Origin of the sequence: Hwangdonia lutea, assembly GCF_032814565.1 — a bacterium.
Lineage (GTDB): Bacteria > Bacteroidota > Bacteroidia > Flavobacteriales > Flavobacteriaceae > Hwangdonia > Hwangdonia lutea.
The window spans coordinates 3,410,572-3,429,876 of the sequence record NZ_CP136521.1; the positions used below are offsets into that span (position 1 = coordinate 3,410,572).

General features: G+C 37.6%; 7 protein-coding genes. 6 read left to right on the top strand and 1 reads right to left on the bottom strand.

Annotated features, from left to right (window positions below; all coding sequences use genetic code 11):
- The first annotated feature begins 126 nt into the window (after positions 1-126).
- The 4 genes from RNZ46_RS14675 (at position 127) to RNZ46_RS14690 (ending at position 15,065) form a co-directional block, all read left to right on the top strand.
- The gene (locus tag RNZ46_RS14675; RefSeq protein WP_316982921.1) at positions 127-1,566 is read left to right on the top strand and encodes a T9SS type B sorting domain-containing protein; all 1,440 of its coding nucleotides are present in this window, start codon (positions 127-129) and stop codon (positions 1,564-1,566) included.
- Position 1,567: 1 nt separating this feature from the next.
- Complete coding sequence (locus RNZ46_RS14680) at positions 1,568-3,934, top strand: PorP/SprF family type IX secretion system membrane protein (RefSeq protein WP_316982922.1); 2,367 nt, start codon at positions 1,568-1,570, stop codon at positions 3,932-3,934.
- Between the two features lie 416 nt (positions 3,935-4,350).
- The gene (locus RNZ46_RS14685) at positions 4,351-14,046 is read left to right on the top strand and encodes a T9SS type B sorting domain-containing protein (RefSeq protein WP_316982923.1); all 9,696 of its coding nucleotides are present in this window, start codon (positions 4,351-4,353) and stop codon (positions 14,044-14,046) included.
- Positions 14,047-14,066: 20 nt separating this feature from the next.
- Positions 14,067-15,065 carry a PorP/SprF family type IX secretion system membrane protein gene (locus RNZ46_RS14690; RefSeq protein WP_316982924.1) on the top strand — a complete coding sequence of 333 codons (999 nt, stop codon included), beginning with the start codon at positions 14,067-14,069 and terminating at the stop codon, positions 15,063-15,065.
- On the opposite strand, the gene RNZ46_RS14695 is transcribed toward RNZ46_RS14690, so the two are convergent.
- Positions 15,062-15,781, bottom strand: coding sequence for a 4'-phosphopantetheinyl transferase family protein (locus RNZ46_RS14695; protein WP_316982925.1), 720 nt, complete (start codon positions 15,779-15,781; stop codon positions 15,062-15,064). The two genes, RNZ46_RS14690 and RNZ46_RS14695, sit on opposite strands and share 4 nt — an antisense overlap.
- 696 nt (positions 15,782-16,477) lie before the next feature.
- Between RNZ46_RS14695 and RNZ46_RS14700 the strand changes: the two genes are divergently transcribed.
- Together RNZ46_RS14700 and RNZ46_RS14705 are read left to right on the top strand one after the other, a co-directional pair.
- Positions 16,478-16,912, top strand: a complete 435-nt coding sequence (locus RNZ46_RS14700) for a hypothetical protein (protein ID WP_316982926.1) — start codon at positions 16,478-16,480, stop codon at positions 16,910-16,912.
- Between the two features lie 148 nt (positions 16,913-17,060).
- Complete coding sequence (locus RNZ46_RS14705) at positions 17,061-19,295, top strand: TonB-dependent receptor (protein ID WP_316982927.1); 2,235 nt, start codon at positions 17,061-17,063, stop codon at positions 19,293-19,295.
- Positions 19,296-19,305 lie beyond the last annotated feature (10 nt).

Consider the following 19,305-nt stretch of genomic DNA (forward strand, 5'->3'; position numbering starts at 1 on the left):
TTATGTAATCATTAATTCGATAGAATTTAAAACTGTATTGTTTTGATAGCCATAAATTAAAAAGCAGTTAAATTAAATTCTAAAGCCCCAAAAATGATTGTTTCTCTTCTAGCAAAATAATGTCAAATGAAGAATTTTACTATTACCTACATAGTTGTCTTTTTTATGCTTTCAATACCAAAAACTATTGCTGCGCAAATAGTTATTAGTACGCCAAGTTTAGGTTTTAGTCAAGCATGTGCAAGCGCTTCATTTAATACCTATAATATAACATTTGCTTTTTCACCGGAAGCCAATGTAGGTTCAACCAATCAATTTATAATCGAACTTTCTGATGCATCAGGAGCATTTTCAAACGCTACCGTAGTTTACACATCTGCTCAAGGCGCGATTACAACATCGCCAGCAACCTTAAGTTTTTCGTTGCCCACCGACACCGCTGGCCAATCCTATAAAGTTAGAGTTAAAAGCACAGCACCAGTCGCTACAAGTACGGGGTCTGTGTCTTTTCCTGCTTATTATAAAATTCAAGACACACCGTTTTCAATCAATAATTTAATCGAAACGGGCGTTTATTGTTCTGGTGGCAGTTATTTGTTAACTATTGATAATCCGGGAACTGGCGACAACGATTCGCCCTTGCAATACCCATCGCTCACGTTTAACTGGTATAAAGAAACCAGTCAAACCACTTCGGTTTTTGTCGCTTCTGGCAATACACTGTCGGTTAGTGAACCGGGAACTTATTTTGCCGAAACCAATTACGGGTCCTGCACGTCCAATTCGTTTTCAAATCGAGTTACGGTAAGCGAATCCACCACAAACGGTACATCTTCCATTAATTCGAGTTTAGGCAATCCGTATTGTGCCAGTCAAGGCTCTACTACCTTAAGTGCCATAAATGGGGAGAGTTACCAGTGGTATAAAGATGGTGTTGAAATATCTGGAGCTACAAATCAAATGTATGTAACCAATGAAACTGGCAAATTTTCAGTGGATATTGATTTAGGCGATTGTAGCACGAGTGCCTCTATAGATTTAGACGGAATTGGTTTTACAAGTGAAATAGATGTTACGGAAGTGAATATGATTGAAGATGGCGAAACCTTAACGGCAACAGTAACCACAACAGCTAGTTCACCCGAGTTTAAATGGTATTTTAACGATACGTTAATTGCAGGTGCTACCGCCAATAGTTACGAAGCCACTAAAACTGGAGATTATAAGGTTGAAATTACCCAAACCGCAGGTTGTGATAGCACCAAAGAGTTTCAATTTTCCGTTCAAACAGCCTTTCCCAATGTTTCCGATATTCCTAATTTAATAAGCCCCAATGGCGATGGTATTAACGACACTTGGGTTATTCCGCAAGAGTATGTAAATGGCTCAAATGCTACGGTAACCATAATGAGCGCACAAGGGAAAATTATACTTCAAACGAACAATTATTTAAACAATTGGCCAGAAAGTCAGTTGGATTTTAAAAGTGTAAATCCGGTGTATTACTACGTGATAACTACTTCAGATAATAAAACTAAAAAAGGCTCGATAACAGTTGTTAAATAGTGTGAAAAAACTTCTATTACATATCGTTTTGTTTTTTTGCATAGCTCCTCTGGCTTATGCCCAAGACGATGGTGTTGTCGCGTTTGACGTGCCCACTCGAAATTCTTTGAAATTCAATAAATACACCATCAATCCAACCTTTAGTTTTGTAAGAGAACAAAATAAATATATAACCTTTTACAACAAAAGACAATGGGTTCAATTTGATGATGCGCCGTTAACCTATTTAGCCAGTTATTCTGGCAGATTTCGGGAAAATATGGGTATTGGTGTTGGTGTGTTTCAGCAAGACTATGGTGTGTTAACCACCTTTGGAGGCCTTTTGAACTTTGCCTACAATGCGGCACTAAATACCGATAGCAATTTAACCTTCGGGGTAAATCTTGGCTTTTACAAAAGTGGTATAAACGAGGGTAGGGTTAATACAAACTTTCCCGATCCATCTTTAGAAAACATACCATCAAACTCAATAATAACCATAAATCCGGGTATAAATTACGGTACGGCGTTTGTCGATTTTGGTGTTTCCATTAAACATGCGGTTTCCTATAATTTACTAACCTCAGAAATGATGGAAGACAACCCAGAACAAAGTGTTCAGGGGCATATTATGTACACGGGTTATATGAATAGCCGTGGTTTTTTTGATGAAAGTAAATTTTCAGGATTATTGCGTTCCGAATTTAAAAAAGATCAAACTATCATTTCAGGACTTGTTATGCTAACCGTTCCCAAAGGAATTTGGGCGCAAGCAGGTTATAATAGTTTTTATGGGGTTTCAGGCGGATTAGGGTTAAATATCACCTCTCAAATCGCTGTAGAATATAATTATGAAAAAGCCATAGGCGATGTGTCAGCGTTTGGTAATTCACATGAAATAACCTTGGCGTACAAATTCAAAAACAAAGAACGTTATAATTATAGCGGTGATGATGAGGAGCAAGCGCTCTTATCTACAAAAAAGAAGCGTAAAGTATTGGCTAAAAACAGCACAACTCCAAAAATGAGTGCAGAAGAAAGACGTATAGCTAAAGAAGAAGCACAAGCCAGAATAGAAGCAAGGCGATTAGCAGCAACAGCTAGAGCTGAAGAAAGAAAACTGGCAGCCGAACAAAGACAGACAAAAACAGAGCCGGAGGTACAAGTATTAACGGATGATGACGTAAATGCATTAGGTGAAAAAGCTGAAATCGAGGCACAGGACAAGGCCAATGAAGAACGATTGAAATTGGAAGAGGCCAATAGACTTAAGGCAGAAGAAGCTACCCGATTAAAATTAGAGGAAGAGGCTAAAGCAAAATTAGCAGCCGAAGCTAAAGCAAAGGCTGAAGCAGAAGAACAGGCTAAAATAGCACAAGCCGAAGAAAATGCAAGATTAGAGGCGGAGAATAATGCCCCAGTTGAAGCCGAAGAAAAAGTTGAAGAACCGGAAATATTAGAAGCTGCACAAAAAATAGATACAGTACAATTAAACGGTGTTATGGTTCCTACGGCCAATGATAAGGAGGCTTTAGCCATGCAAAGCCTTGCTGAATTAACCCAGGCTTCAAAATTAGAGCAACAGGAATTATTAACGCGCTTGGGCGCAACGGTTGATAGTAAAAATCAAGATCTTAAAGATTTAAAAGAAGAAAATGATTTAAGTGAACGAGGTATTTATAAAGCGCCAAAACCATTTAAAAGCATATCGGCAGAGAACGCAAAATTAGAATCTTTAAAGGATGAGATTGATAATGTAATCGAATCTCAAAATCAACAAATTGCACAGTTGGAGATTTTATATAACGAAAGGCTTAAAACCGTCAATGATAAGAATGATGAAACCAATGCCTTTTACTTTAAAGCCATTCAAGATTTAAAAACAGAACAAAAGCAAGCTCTGGATACCAAGGAAAGCTTATTGTCTACTTTAGAAACGATTAAAGTTGCCACGGAAATAGAAAGAAAAAGAAGAATTAAACGTGCGGCTTACGACAACGAAGAAGATCGGTATTTAAAAGACAGAGCGGCATTAAACCAAATTAAACAGTTTACACAGGTGGCCTCAGAACCATTAACTCCAGAAGATTTTAACTCTGGAGAAGAGCACAGTAACAGTATACAAATTGTTAAGGATGTTAAAAATACCGATAGCGGATTTTATGTTGTAATTGGTGTACATAGTGATGTGGCAAAAAGAGATGAATTTTTAAGAAAGGCAGTTGCAGCGGGACAGGCAAATATTGATTTCTTCTTTGATGTTAATACGAGTAAGTACTACATTTATTATCAAAAGTTTAACGATATTGAATCAGCTAGAAACGCCATGTCTTTAAAAGGAAGTCAACCATATAACCACAATATGTCGATGGTTAAAGTTGAAAATTAAATAAAAAGAAAACAGCTATTATCATATAATATCTATACAAATCTTGTTGGGATTTATATAGATCTATAAGGTATTTCTATATATTAATAACTAGTGTTTTTTACTATTATTATTGAATTGATATAGATGATATTTAAAAACTTGAAAGTCATTTACGAAATAATTCATATAAAAAGTATTACAAAAAAACAAATTATTTAAGTTTAAAGGAGCAATTCAACGATTAAAGACATAATTTATTGTGTTTAATGCCTATGGTTTAAATATTTTTAACGATATTTATCCCGTTTAAAATCATTAAATATAGATGAAATGCATTTTTAGTAATATTGTGCTTACTTTAATGATTCAATAATAGCTAATAATATTTCTTTTTTATAGCCCCAAATAAAATTGAAATGCTAAAATAATCGACCATGAAAAAAACTACTTATGTTAACATTGGACTTTTTGCTTTATTCCTTTTTATAAGTTTACAGGCTTTTTCTCAAAACTATGTACCATTTACCACTAGGTTTAACCAAGATATAAAGGGTGATATAGTATTGATTGGTAATAATATTTTGGGGCCAAGCAACAATGCGTTTAACAACAACTCTACATACAACCATAGGGTTAATATGCGATATATCGATATTGATGGAGATGCATCTACATTTAGTTCCTCTAGTGCAGATTTAGTAATCCCAGATCCTAATTGTTATAACATTATCCATGCTGGGCTATATTGGAGTGCTGTAAACAGTGGTTCAGAACCAATTACAAATGTAAAATTTAAGGGGCCAACAGGCGGCTATAACGATATTGTTGGAAATATTATTTTTGATGCCAACGGTAGTTCTGTGGACGGTGGCAACAGCTTTCCGTATGCTTGTTATGCAGATGTTACTAGTATCGTTAATGGTCTAGCTACAAATATAGGTACTTATACCGTTGCCAATGTGTCGAGTGCGGAAGGTCGTACTGCTTCAGACAGACCTTATAATGGAACAGGACATTCAGCAGGATGGTCATTATTTATAGTTTACGAAAACCCAACATTGCCCGGTAAATCAATTACCAGTTTTGATGGTTTTAGCTCAATAAGTGTTGCTGGAGGAAATCCGAATTTAAATGTTCCTGTTTCTGGTTTTAGAACCGTTCCCGCTCCAACACCAGTTAGAGCAAATTTTGCATTTGCAGCTTTAGAGGGCGATAGTCCAATTGTGGGCGATCAATTATTGCTTAACGGTGTAAATCTTTCAACTGCAGATAGGCCTGCTACCAATTTTTTTAATAGTTCGGTTACACAATTAAATGCAACTCCTGTAAATAATAGAAACCCAAATAGTACCAATACCCTAGGTTTTGATACGGGTGTTATGGTGGTTCCTAATCCAGGAAACACCGTTATTGCTAACGATGCAACTTCCGCAACGGTTCGATTAGAAACTAGCGGCGATACTTATTTTCCTTATTTCTATGCTTTAGCAGTCGATATAATTGAACCAAACATAGTACTCACTAAAATAGTTGAGGACGCTTTAGGGAATGATATCGGAGGTCAAATGGTAAGTTTGGGTGATGAGTTAAATTATGTTATTGGTTTTCAGAATACAGGAAATGATAATGCTACAAGTCTTATAATTAGAGATATACTTCCTATAAATGTTGTTTTTAATTATCCTGCAGATTTAGGAATGTTGCCTCCAGGGGTAACCGTACAAAGTTACAATCCAGCTACTAGAGAAATCATTTTTGAAGTTGATAACTCGGTTGTAGAAGTAAATGACCCTGTACAGGAAATTCGTTTTAAAGTAACCGTTGTTCAAACCTGTAGCTTATTAAATGATGCTTGCGATAATATTATTAGTAATCAGGCATTTGCAACATACAACGGAACGTTAAATCCAACTTTTACCATATCCGATGATCCTAGTTATAACACTAATGCAGGTTGTTTGTTAAACACTTCGGCTACCAATTTTTTAGCTGATATTGACTGTGTGTTTTCTGAGGAGGTTATACTATGTGGAGCAAGTACAGTGTTAACGGCCGGTGATGGATACGATTCGTATTCGTGGTCTACAAGCCCATCCGGAACACCTGTTATTGGCACAACCCAATCGATAACCGTTACTACTACAGGAACATATTATGTACAAAATACGGCGACCGCACCTTGTCAATCAATCGATCAAGAATTTGAAGTGATTACTTTTGGAGCGGGTGTAACAAACCCATTAATTCCATTTGCAGATCAAGTCGTTGTTTGTCCGAATGACGGTAAAGAGCTACCCAATTTCTTTTTATGTGGGGCAGGGGATACGCGAGATATTCAAACCAATATTACCGACACTTCTTCAATAATTTGGGAAAAATTGGATGAATCGAGTTGTGCCGCAGTTGTAGATCAAGATTGTGCTAACGAAGACGTAGGGTGTACTTGGAATCAAGTTGCTACTGGACCAAATTATCTTATAGATACAGCTGGCCAATACCGATTAACCTTAAATTATACTGGTGGTTGTTTCAATCAATTTTATTTTAATGTGTATACCAATTTATTGGTTCCAACGGTATCGTCTAGAGATATTTTTTGTTCCACACCGGGAGAGATTGTTGTAGGTGGTGTGCCTAGTGGCTATGAGTATAGTATTGATGGAACTAATTACCAAGCCAGTAATACCTTTTCAATTAGCACCCCAAATATCTATTCGGTTTATATAAGACAGATTGGTGTATCTCCAAATCCGTGTATTTTTACTGTACCGGATGTTCAAATCCGCGAACGCGATTTTACGGTTTCCACCATTATTAACCAACCTTATTGTAATGGCGAATTGGGTAGCGTGGTTTTGGCCGCAAATGATGTGCGTCCGCAATATTTCTTTTCAATTTATGATGGTGCTACTTTAGTGAATAGTGTAGGGCCTATCAATGATGATAACTATACCTTTTCAAACCTAAACCCGGGAATTTACACCGTTAACATATCTACTGAAGATGGTTGTACATTTTCTGATGATATTGAAATTATAAATCCACCGTTATTGGAAGCGACGGCAGCAATAACGCAACCATTAACTTGTACCGACGGTGAAATAACGGTTTATCCAGTAGGTGGCACACCACCATATTTTTATTTTGTAAACAGCACGACGGTCTTTCAAACAACACCCATAATTCCGGTAACAAGTGCAGGTGTTTATAACATTACGGTTGTAGATTCCAACAACTGTTCCACAGATACTTCAATAATTGTTGATACGATTCCGGCTCCAGATTTTAACGTGACAAAAACGGATATTTTGTGTGCAGATGATTTGAATTCTGGTTCAATAGATATTAACGTAACCAATCCAAACGGAAATAGTTTACGTTACAGTATAGATAATGGCACGACGTTTTTTAACTCGCCAATTTTCACAGGACTTTCGGCAGGAAATTATGATGTTGTTGTAGAATATACTTTCGGAACAGATGTATGTTTATCAACACCACAAGCTATTACCATTATATCAGCAACAGCTATTTCAGGAACGGCAACCTTGACAACACCATATACTTGTACAACTGATGGGGCGATTACGGTTTCTGGAGTTTCTGGAGGCAACCCACCGTACATGTATAGTCTTGATGGCTTTACCTTTCAAGCAGGAACCACTTTTTCTGGATTGACTGATGGGACTTACACAGTAACCATTCAAGATGCCAATAACTGTACATTTGTTACAGCACCAATAACTATCGATCCGTTAAATCCGCCAACCGATTTAACCTTTAGCAATACAGCATTAAGTTGTCCTACAATTACAACAGATGTGACCATTACAGGAACCACAGGGGGAACCTTACCTTTAGAATATCAAATAATAGCACCTGCAGTTTCGGCAACAGCATATCAATCTTCTAATGTGTTTTCAGGATTAGCACCAGGCACTTATACCTTTCAAGTAAGGGATGCTAATGATTGTGTTTATTCCGAAAACTATACCATCAACGATTTACCACCTTTAAGTGTCGTTGCCCAAACCACCAGTGATGTTAGCTGTTTTGGAGGAACCGACGGCGCGGTACAATATAACGTATCGGGTACATCGAATTTTAATTATACCATTAACGGTGGGGCATCTCAGGTGGGGTCGTCTCCAATCAACCTAACAGGTCTTAGTGCGGGTACTTACAACATTGTTATTACCGACAATGATACTAATTGTACGGCTACGGCATCGGCAACGGTAGGAAGCCCAAGTGCTGCATTAACATTATCGGCAGATACATCGCCCATTACATGTAGTGAGGATGGTAGTGTGCGCTTAACCTCAACAGGAGGTTGGGGCGGAAACACCTTTGCGGTAACCCAACCCGATGCCACTTCTGCACCAACTGCTGGAGGGGGCGTGTTTTTAGGTTTAACGCAAACAGGCACTTATACGGCTACTGTAACTGATGTAAATGGATGTGTAGCTACCACAACATTTGTTTTAAATCCTTATGTAGCGCCAACCGCAAGTATAGCCACAACCTCGAATCTTTGTTATAACAGTACTTCTGGTGCCAGTCTTGAGGTTGCTGCTTCGGGAGGACAAGCACCTTATCAATATAGTATTAACGGTAGTGCCTTTGTGAACTCGAATACCTTTACTAATTTAACACCTGATTCCTATGTGATTACGGTTAGGGATGCTTATGGTTGTGATGTTGTTTTACCGGCACAAATTATAGCGGCTCAGTTAAATTTAAATACGGTTCTAAATAAGGGATTGGACTGTACAGCTTCACCAGATGCTCAAATCACGGGTACTTTCTCTGGAGGTTATGCACCTTATACCTACGCCGTTTCATTTAACGGGGGTGCATATACGTCTTTAGGTGCCACAGGTTCGCCATTTAATTACAATGCTAATACAGATGGAACCTATCAATTTAGAGTGACCGATGCTCAAGGCTGTACCGCATTTTCGGCGGTAGAGACAGTTAATGCTATTTCGTTACCTGAAATTACTTCGTTAACCCCAACAGAGCCTTTATGTTATGGCGATTCCAGCGGATCTATTGATGTTGTAATTAATAATTCAGTGGGCACACCACCTTTTACCATTAATGTGTTCAATAATACCACAGGAACAGATTACGGAACTCAAACAAGCAGTTTACCTTCAGGCGATTACACGGTTACTTTAACCGATGCCAATTCTTGTACGGACATTGAAACGGTTACAATTTCAGAACCAAATCCCATTGCTTTCGATTTATCTAAAGTGGATATTACATGTAACAACCCAGGTGGTTCTAGTTTAGGGTCTATTACGGTTGAAAATGTTACTGGCGGAACAGCGCCGTTTACTTATTATATAACAAATAATTTTGGCGATGTTATTCCAGGCAACCCTTATTCAGCGGTTTCCAATGAGGATCATACTTTTAATATCATCAACTTTGGTACATATACCATCAACGTTGTTGATGCCAATGGCTGTAGCTTATCGCAGCAAATTGTAATCGCATCGCCACCATCAGATTTATTCATAGACGTGGCCACCGTTGTACCCGATTGTACTTCTGGCGGTACTGCTGTTGTACAGGCTATTTCTGTAGTGGGTAGTGGTAGTTACGAGTTTGCTATTTTGGAATTTAATTCGTCGCCATACGCCTTACCTGCTTCTTATTTACCACCAGATGTACCGGGAGGCGATACAAGAACTTTTACCAACTTAACACCGGGTGTTGTTTACACCTTTGTGGTTCACGATTTGGTAACGGACTGTTATTATGTGAAATCTGCAGATACAGCAATTGATCCCGCATCAACTCTAACATCATCGGTTATTCCAAATAATGTGGTTTGTTTAGGGGAAGATAATGGTAGTGTTACTTTTACAATTGATAATTTTGACAGTACAACAACTTCAGTTGATTATGCTATTTACAGGGCTTATACCAATGTGCTTATAGATGGTCCAACCAATGTACCAGTAACTTTCGGTGTAGCAGAAACCGTTACAACACCAACTCCCGGAACATTATCTATAGGGCAGTATTATATTGTTTTTACCGAAAACGGAACGGGGGCATTTAATGGCTGTGAAACGGCTTCAACAATTTTTGAAATTAATGAATCTGCAGTCGATTTGGATATTACCGCATCTGTAGATACCAATGCAAATTGTAATCCAAATTCAGGTGTCATTAGTGCGATTGCAACTCATGGTACGGCACCGTATCTGTATCAAATTACAACATCAGCAGCACCACCATTAGCAACAGATCCGTCGTGGGCATCGGCTAGTACTTTTAATGTAAATGCCGGTACTTATTACGTACATGTTATTGATGCTTATGGTTGTATCAGATCGACTAGCGCTTTAGTTATGCCTACGGATCCTGAACCTGTAATTTCGGCAGTAAACAGCAATGCCTGTACGGCAACAGAAGGTAACTTTGAAATTGATGTGGCATTAACAGCATCGGGCGTAGCTCCCTATAGCTTTAGTATTGATGGTGGGGCATTTCAAGTACGTACTGCACCTTTTACCATAACTGGATTATCTTCTGGTTCGCATACTGTTGAAGTTAGAGATGCCAATGGTTGTGGTAATTTGGTAACTGTAGATATTGAAGCACCCCTTGGTATATCAACAGCTATAACGGCCTTACCTACCTGTGCTATCGACGATGGCGAAATTACTGTAACTGGTGCCGGTGGTAGTGGCAGCTACACCTACAGTATTAGCCCAAGCCCTACTACCATTGTGCTTGTTGGCAATACGTTTACTGGGGTGCCAGCGGGAACCTATACCATTACCATTACAGATACGGTTACGGGTTGTACCAATACTGCAACTACTAGTTTAGATGCTGCAACACCTGTAACTTTTGATGCGCCTACTGTAACCGATGTTACTTGTAATGGTGGAAGTGATGGTCTTTTTCAGGTAAATTTATCGCCTACCAACGACAATCCGGTTTACACCTATCAAATAATTGCTGGCCCTACGACAACAGCGGTACAAAATTCTAATGTATTTACGGGTCTGACAGCGGGAACTTACACGGTTGAAGTCAACTCAGGTAGAGGTTGTACAAATACACAGGATATTACAATAGCAGAACCTCCAGTATTGAATGCTTCGGGAAGCGCTGTAGCTTATGCTTGTGCAGCAGATAATTCAGTGAATCCATCTACGCTTACCATAACAGCAATGGGTGGTACTGCTCCTTATACCTATAGTATTGATGGAACCAATTATTTAAGTTCTAACACCTTTGAGATTGTAGATACAAGTGCCATACAAAACATTACATTTTATGTAAGAGACAATAACGGTTGCGATACTACGGGATCGGTAGTTATAAACCCGTTAATACCTATAACCAGTACATTTACAGGTACACCAGTGGATTGTAATGGAGCTGGTACGGTTACCATTAATGCCACCGGAGGCTCAGGTAATTTTGAATACCGATTATTGCCAAGTGGAGTTGCTCAAGTATCCAATACATTCCCTATTACATCTCCGGGTGATTATTATTTTGAGATTATCGATACAACCACCGGATGCTATATTACAACAGCTGCTTACAGCGTGGCACCTTATGATACGGCGACAATAGCCTTAACCCCAACAGCTCCGGTAACCTGTTTTGGTGATAACTCAGGCGCCTTTGAATTGCTTGTAAATGGATATTCAGGGAACTATACCTATACTGTATTGGATAGCTTTGGTGTACCCGTTCCTGCTTTTACAAACATACCTGCCAATACGTCAACAAACCCAATAAGCGTTACCGGTATGGCAGCGGGAAGTTATACTGTAGAAATTACAGAAACCGATAGTCCATTCTGTACTGCTTCAGCAAGTGTTATAATAAATTCTCCAGCGGCAGCTTTAAGCTTATCTGCTTCGGAAACATCCAACGTAACCTGTGATGATAACAGTGGCACAATCACAGCAACTGCAAGCGGTGGTTGGGGCACTTACGAATACGAATTAACAGGAGCTGCAACAGTGGCATATTCTTCAAACGGAACGTTTAACAATTTATCAGCCGGTAATTATACGGTTAATGTAAGAGATGCTGGAGGCTGTATAGTGTCCAATAGTGTATCCTTAGTTGTTCCACCTCCAATCACTGCAACGGCAACCGCAAACGCACCGGTATTATCTTGTTTCGGAGATTCAAATGGAACGATAACCGTGAGTGCCGTAAGTGGCGGACAAGGAGGTAATTATTCATATACATTAAATATGATTGCTCCAACGGTAAGTACTTCTGGGCCACAATCGTCAAATGTATTCAACGGATTGGTTGCCGGTACTTATAATGTTGAAGTTACCGATGCTTATAATTGTACATTCACGTCCGCTGATATCGTTATCACCGAACCCACAGTAATACAATCCAATTTAGTGGCAGCAACGACCACCACATGTACAACCGATGCCTCATTGACCTTAAGCGCAACGGGAGGTACCGGAAACTATGAGTATAGTAACGACGCTACTTTTGCAACAGTTTTAGGCACCTTTGCTTCATCGATAACTATTAATGGTGCAACACCGGGAACCTATCAATATTATGTTAGAGATGCCAACGGCTGTGTGGCTAATGTGTCGAACGAAATAACCATTGACCCACTACCAACATTGGTGGTGAATCTTGATACTGCTAATGCCACAATTAACTGTGCTGGCGACAATACAGGTGTTATAATTGCGACGGCTGAAGGCGGTTTGGGAAGTTATGTGTATACCTTGCAAGATGCTACGGGAACCGATATTACACCGGTACCGGTACAAAGCAGTCCGGGAGTATTTACCGATTTACCAACCGGAACCTATCAAGTTGAGGTTGAAAGTGGCGATTGCTTAACAGTAAGTGCCCAAACTACCATCACAGAACCAGCAGCACCTTTAGTTGCTAGCTTTACGGTAACCGATGTAACTTGTACCGGAAGTAATGATGGTATCATGGAAATTGCAGCTTCAGGCGGAACAGGCATTATAAAATATGCGATATCACCGCAATTGAATCAGTTTTTTGAATCTCCTAGATTTGAAGATTTAGCACCGGGAACTTACCAAGCGATTGCTCAAGATGAATTAGGCTGTTATGTAATTTTAGATTTTACAGTGAACGAACCTATCCCAGTGATGCTAACCATTGTGCCAAACTCCATTATTCCTGAGGTGTGTACTGGCGATTTAGATGGCGAGTTTAGTATTGATATTTCTGGAGGAACTTTACCCTATAGCGTGAGTTTAGATGATATTAATGGCACCTACACAACGGGGACCTTAACACAAACTCAATTTGATTTTACAGGATTGGCCGGAGGTGATCACGTGGTTTATGTTCGTGATGCACAAGGTTGCGAATCGGAATGGAACATCACATTCCCACCATCAGTATTAATAGACCCTATGGTTGCAGTAGATTTTGGTTGTACTAATAATTTATCAACCAATACGGTAACGGTTACTGTTGATGCGAGTGTTAATCCATCAGATTTGGATTATTCACTTAACGGAGGGGCTTATCAAACCAGCAATGTGTTTATTGATGTGCCACCTGGATTAAATCATTTTATAGATGTTAGGCATACCAATGGCTGTATCCAAAGAACCGATACGTTTGATATTGCAGCTTATGATCCTCTAACATTGACATTAGAAGATGGTGCACTTAACGAAATTGTAGCCATAGCTAATGGTGGTACAGGCGATTACGAATTTACACTCAATGGTGAGTCTTACGGAAGCACGAATACCTTTATAATTTACGCATCTGGCGATTACACTGTTACGGTAACCGATAGCAATGGTTGCGTTGCCAGCGTAACACGATATTTTGAGTATGTTGATGTGTGTATTCCTAATTACTTCACGCCTAATAATGATGGAAATCTAGATGAATGGGGTCCAGGTTGTACCGATCAGTACAGAGACATGACCTTTGATATTTTTGACAGATACGGACGTAAAATAGCCACCTTACGTGTGGGCGAAAAATGGGATGGAAAATACAATGGCAAAGAACTTCCTACGGGCGATTACTGGTATGTAGTTAAGCTTAATGATACAAAGGACGATCGAGAATTTGTTGGCCATTTTACACTGTACAGATAAAACCCTCAAAAAATTATAAAATGAAAAAATCAATCATATATCTTCTTTTTATTGCTGTAACTTATGGTTATGGTCAAGAATTGAATTTGCCAGTGTTTACCCAATATTTAGCAGATAACGAGTTTGTAATATCGCCTGCTTATGCTGGAATTGGCGATAACCTAAAAATCAGGGCCAACGGGTTAACCCAATGGGTTGGCATAAAAGGTGCGCCCGATAACCAATCTCTTTATGCCGATTTTAGAATTGCCGATCGTTCGGGTATTGGAGTGTCTTTGTACAACGACAGAAACGGAAACACAATACAAACAGGTGCTAAATTTTCGTTTGCCCATCACTTGGTTTTAGATTATTATTCGAAGCAATATTTATCGTTTGGTATTTCGTATAATTTAAATAATTTTAGAATAGACATTAATAATTTTACAAATTATGACTCAAGCGGAAACCCAATTCCACCTACAAATATAACAGACGATAGGCGCACATCAAATCACAATTTCGATGTAAGTGCTCTCTACAGATATAAAGGCTTCTTTTTAAGTTTCAATGCCAATAATATTTTAGACAAAAACATTGATGAAGACATTAGAAAATTAGAGCCAAACCTTATTTCAAACTATCAGGTTTATTCGGGATTTACCTTTCGAGGGCCTAAAAAAAGCGGTTTGGAATACGAGCCATCAGTCTTTTATCAAATGTTTAGCAGCGATAAGCGATCTGCAACCGATTTGAATTTTAAATTCAGAAAATACAATAAAAATGATGATTATTATTGGGCAGGACTATCATATCGATTCCTTAACGACCAATTTTTAAAACCCTTAAATGTTGGTCCTATGGCCGGATTTAAAAAACGGCAGTTTTACTTTGCCTATGCCTACCAAATAACCATGAACGATTTGGCGAGTTATAATTCGGGGACACATGTGGTTACTATTGGCATTGACTTTTTACAGGGCATTAGTAATTGCCCATGTACACAAAGTGCCGTTAAAAAATCGCTTAGTTATGACTAACCATCGTTAAAATTAAAATATTCAATAGCATTTATATTACCTTGAATTGAAACGGCACCAATATAATTAGGCTGAGGGGAAAATGTAAAAAGGCTCCAAGTGTCTTTTTCGTTAATATCCCATTTCGTTTCCAATACGGCTGTTTTTTTGTCGGAATTGATGCAAACTGAAAACGAATCCAACGGGAATGAAAGTCCCATGGCTTTCGCTTTAATAAAAGATTCTTTCCGTGTCCAGCATCTATAAAAATATTCAACCTGTTTGTCTTTGGGAACTTTTTTTAGAGTTTTAATTTCTAAGTCTGAAAAAAAATTGGCAGCAATTTCAAATATATCAAAGTCGGCTTTAACCTTTTCAATGTCTACGCCAATATCAAATTCTTTTACAAAACTTAACACGATTAAATCCCCTGAATGTGAAATGTTGAATTTTAAATCTGAATCAAAATTGTATTCAGGTTTTCCGTATTCACCGTATTCGAATTCAATTTCTTTGGCATTCCTATTCAAATAACAAGCACTTAAAACACGTAAGGCACCACGCGACATTATATATTTATTTTGATCTTTTTTAAAATGGAAATTTGAGGCTTTTTCTTTTTCAGCTTTATTAATAACATGTTTAAGATTGTCGATTTTATGTATTACATCGTTTATATTTATTACCCAGATGTGTATTGTTTTCGGGATTAATTCTTTTGGTTTATGCAGTAACAAATTTTTACGAATTAATTAAGGTGATTATTCAATGTTTCAGCAACAGACTTTACATCGGGTTCATCAAAAAGGGTTCTTTGGTCGCCTTCTGTGTTTATAGTGTGCACATGGATAGTAATTTTGTTTAATAACGTAGCAATTTTGTGTTTATTATATTGAGTTAAACGATAAAGTAGCTATATATAAACACTGATAATGGTTTAGAGATTTGTGCCCTAGATAATGTATTTAAAAAGAAAAGTAATAGTAAATATTCGTTTTCCGTACATTTGGGATTTTTGATTAGGAAACAAAACTCAAGGTGAAAGTTATGAGGCAATAAACTAAAATTTTGATGAGGTTTTAGTAAAGCGTATCATTCAAGAAATAGGTAATGAACAATCTGAAAAAGCAGTTAATTAAACGGTTACCAGGTTATATGATACTGTCTAAGTTTATGTTTTTAGTTGGCGTGCTACTAACCAAAAACGGGAAAGTAGATAAGAAACATTACAAAGTTTTAATGCTAAAATAACATCAAGGCTAAATGACGAGTTGGACATGGAAATGCCTCTTATTAAAGTGTTTAACATGCCGACCATTAAAGAGTATTCAGATTATTTAGAGAAAACTATGCTAGAATTATTATAAAAAACGTAAAACCACTATTGTTAAAATTCCGTAGGTATTAAAACAAAGATGATATCGTATTAAAAAGTGAAAAATGTTAAATCACAAATCATAAAGTTTACCGCCATTGCCATTAGCGTTTTGTATATATTTACGCCTTTGCACAAAGAGGTTAAATATGTTTTGCACAGCATTTCTCATGCCTTGGAAATGCCAACTAATTTAATATTTCACCATCATAATGAAAACCTAAACTATAAAAACAAATCATCAACAACCCGTTATCACGAGCATAACATTCTTGATTTGTTAGATGGTTTATCAGAAGCGAATAACAGCACCAAAAACACCAACATACCTAATATTATCGATATTAAAATCGATAAACATTTTTATTATTCAAAATTTAATATTAAAAAATTAATAGCAACCAAATCACCAACAGTCATAGATTCCTATAAAGAAAAAGTAATGGAGCTTTTTTATATAAAAATCAAAATCCCTCCTCAAAAATATTCTTAACAGCATTTTTTTAGAATGTCCATTACAATCATGTAACGGAATAATATGCTGTTCTTCATAAACATTTCAATCTGTTATTACATAAATAATTGCGCGTGTTTTATCTAAACAATTCGTTAAAGCGCTGCACAATTTAAAAAATTAGAAAATGAAAAAACATATATTTCTTTATATGCTTTTGGCTGTTTTTAGCAGTGCAAAAGCCCACGAATTAAGCGGTATTATTATATCCGAAGAAAACAATAAACCCTTGCAAGGCGTTGGAGTTTACAATAAAACCACGGGCGCATATACGTACACAAACGTTTCGGGCTATTTTGAATTGGATGATATTTCGGAAAACGATATCATTTACTTTTATCAATTAGGTTACGAAAATCAAGAGCTCATTATTGTTAAAAAACATTTAAATAGTGAAATTAATATCACATTAAAAATATCATCTGCGTCTTTAGATCAGGTTTTAATCGTTTCAAAAGTAAACGTATTAAGTAATTTTGTTAACGTGGATTTAAAAACAAGCCCTGTAAAATCATCCCAGGAAATCTTGAGGAAAATCCCGGGATTGATTATTGGTCAGCACGCCGGTGGCGGGAAAGCAGAACAAATATTTTTACGCGGTTTTGATATTGACCACGGCACAGACATTGCCATTGATGTGGACGGTATGCCTGTAAACATGGTGTCGCACGCCCACGGTCAAGGCTACGCCGATATGCACTTTATAATCCCCGAAACTATTGATAATATCGATTTTGCAAAAGGTGCCTATTATGCAGATAAAGGCAATTTTAACACGGCTGGATATATTGATATTAATACAAAAAGAACCATTAAAGATAATGTCGTTTCGGTTGAAGCTGGCCAATACAATACCTTACGTGCGTTAAGTATGTTGAAAATTGTTGATGAGGAACAAAGTAAGGCCTATATAGCTTCCGAACTTATGCTATCCGACGGCGTTTTCGAGTCGCCTCAAAACTTCAATCGTATTAATATTATGGGACGTTATAATTTCAATAATTATACCGATCAAGAATTTAATATGGCCATTTCCCATTTTCAAAGTAAATGGGATGCTTCAGGCCAAATTCCTGTTCGTGCTGTGGAAAGTGGAATGATTGGTCGGTTTGGAGCTATTGACGATACCGAAGGCGGAAACACGAGCCGAAGTAATTTCTGGATAAACCACAACAAGCAACTGGACGAGCATTCCTCAATAAAATCGTCGGCTTATCTTTCAAAATATGATTTCGAATTGTTTTCAAATTTCACCTTCTTTTTAGAGGACCCCGTAAATGGCGATCAAATTCATCAAAAAGAAGACCGAACAATAATTGGTGCGAAAACAGCTTACGAGCATACGTTCCATCTAGACGACCACGATGCTCAATTAAAATACGAAATAGGAGTTGGTTTTAGGTATGATGATGTAAACGATGTGCAATTATCAAGAACGTTAAACAGGCAGACTATTTTAGAACGATTGGCGCTTGGAAATATTGATGAATTAAACGGATTTACATTTGCGCATTTAACTTATAAAAAAAACAAATGGACCTTCAATCCGGGTTTACGATTTGACTATTTTAATTTTGATTACGAAAATTTACTAACCACAACCTACGACAATAAAAGTGAAAATAAATTTTTGGTTAGTCCAAAACTGAATGTAATTTATGCAGCATCGCCTAAATTGCAAGTTTTTGCTAAAACCGGTTTGGGTTACCACTCCAACGATACCCGAGTGGTAACGGCAAATAATGGCAAGAAAATTTTACCAACCGCTTTTGGAACCGACCTTGGAGTAATTATGAAACCCGTTGACCGATTGGTAATTAATGCGGCGTTGTGGAGTTTGTTTTTACAACAGGAATTTGTTTATGTTGGTGATGCCGGAATAGTAGAACCAAGTGGGAAAACCAAACGCTTTGGGGTAGATTTTGGTTTGCGCTACCAAGTAACCGATGGCCTATTTTTTAATACCGATATAAATTATACCTATGCCAGAAGTAGCGATGACCCTAGCGGGCAAAACTACATTCCGTTAGCACCAGATTTAACTTCTTCGGGAGGTTTAAGCTTTAGGGATTTTGGTAATTTTTCGGGTGGATTGAGTTATAGGTATATTAAAGACCGTCCTGCAAACGAGGACAATTCTATCGTGGCCGATGGCTATTTTATAACCGATATGAATTTGAATTACAACCTCAAAAACTGGACCTTCGGATTGATTGTTGAGAATTTGTTTGATAGCAAATGGAACGAAACCCAATTTGCAACCGAAAGCCGATTGTTTAACGAACCGGATGCCGTTGAAGAAATTCATTTTACACCGGGTAGCCCTTTCTTTTTAAGAGGAAAAATATCGGTTAGATTTTAAATGTAGAGCA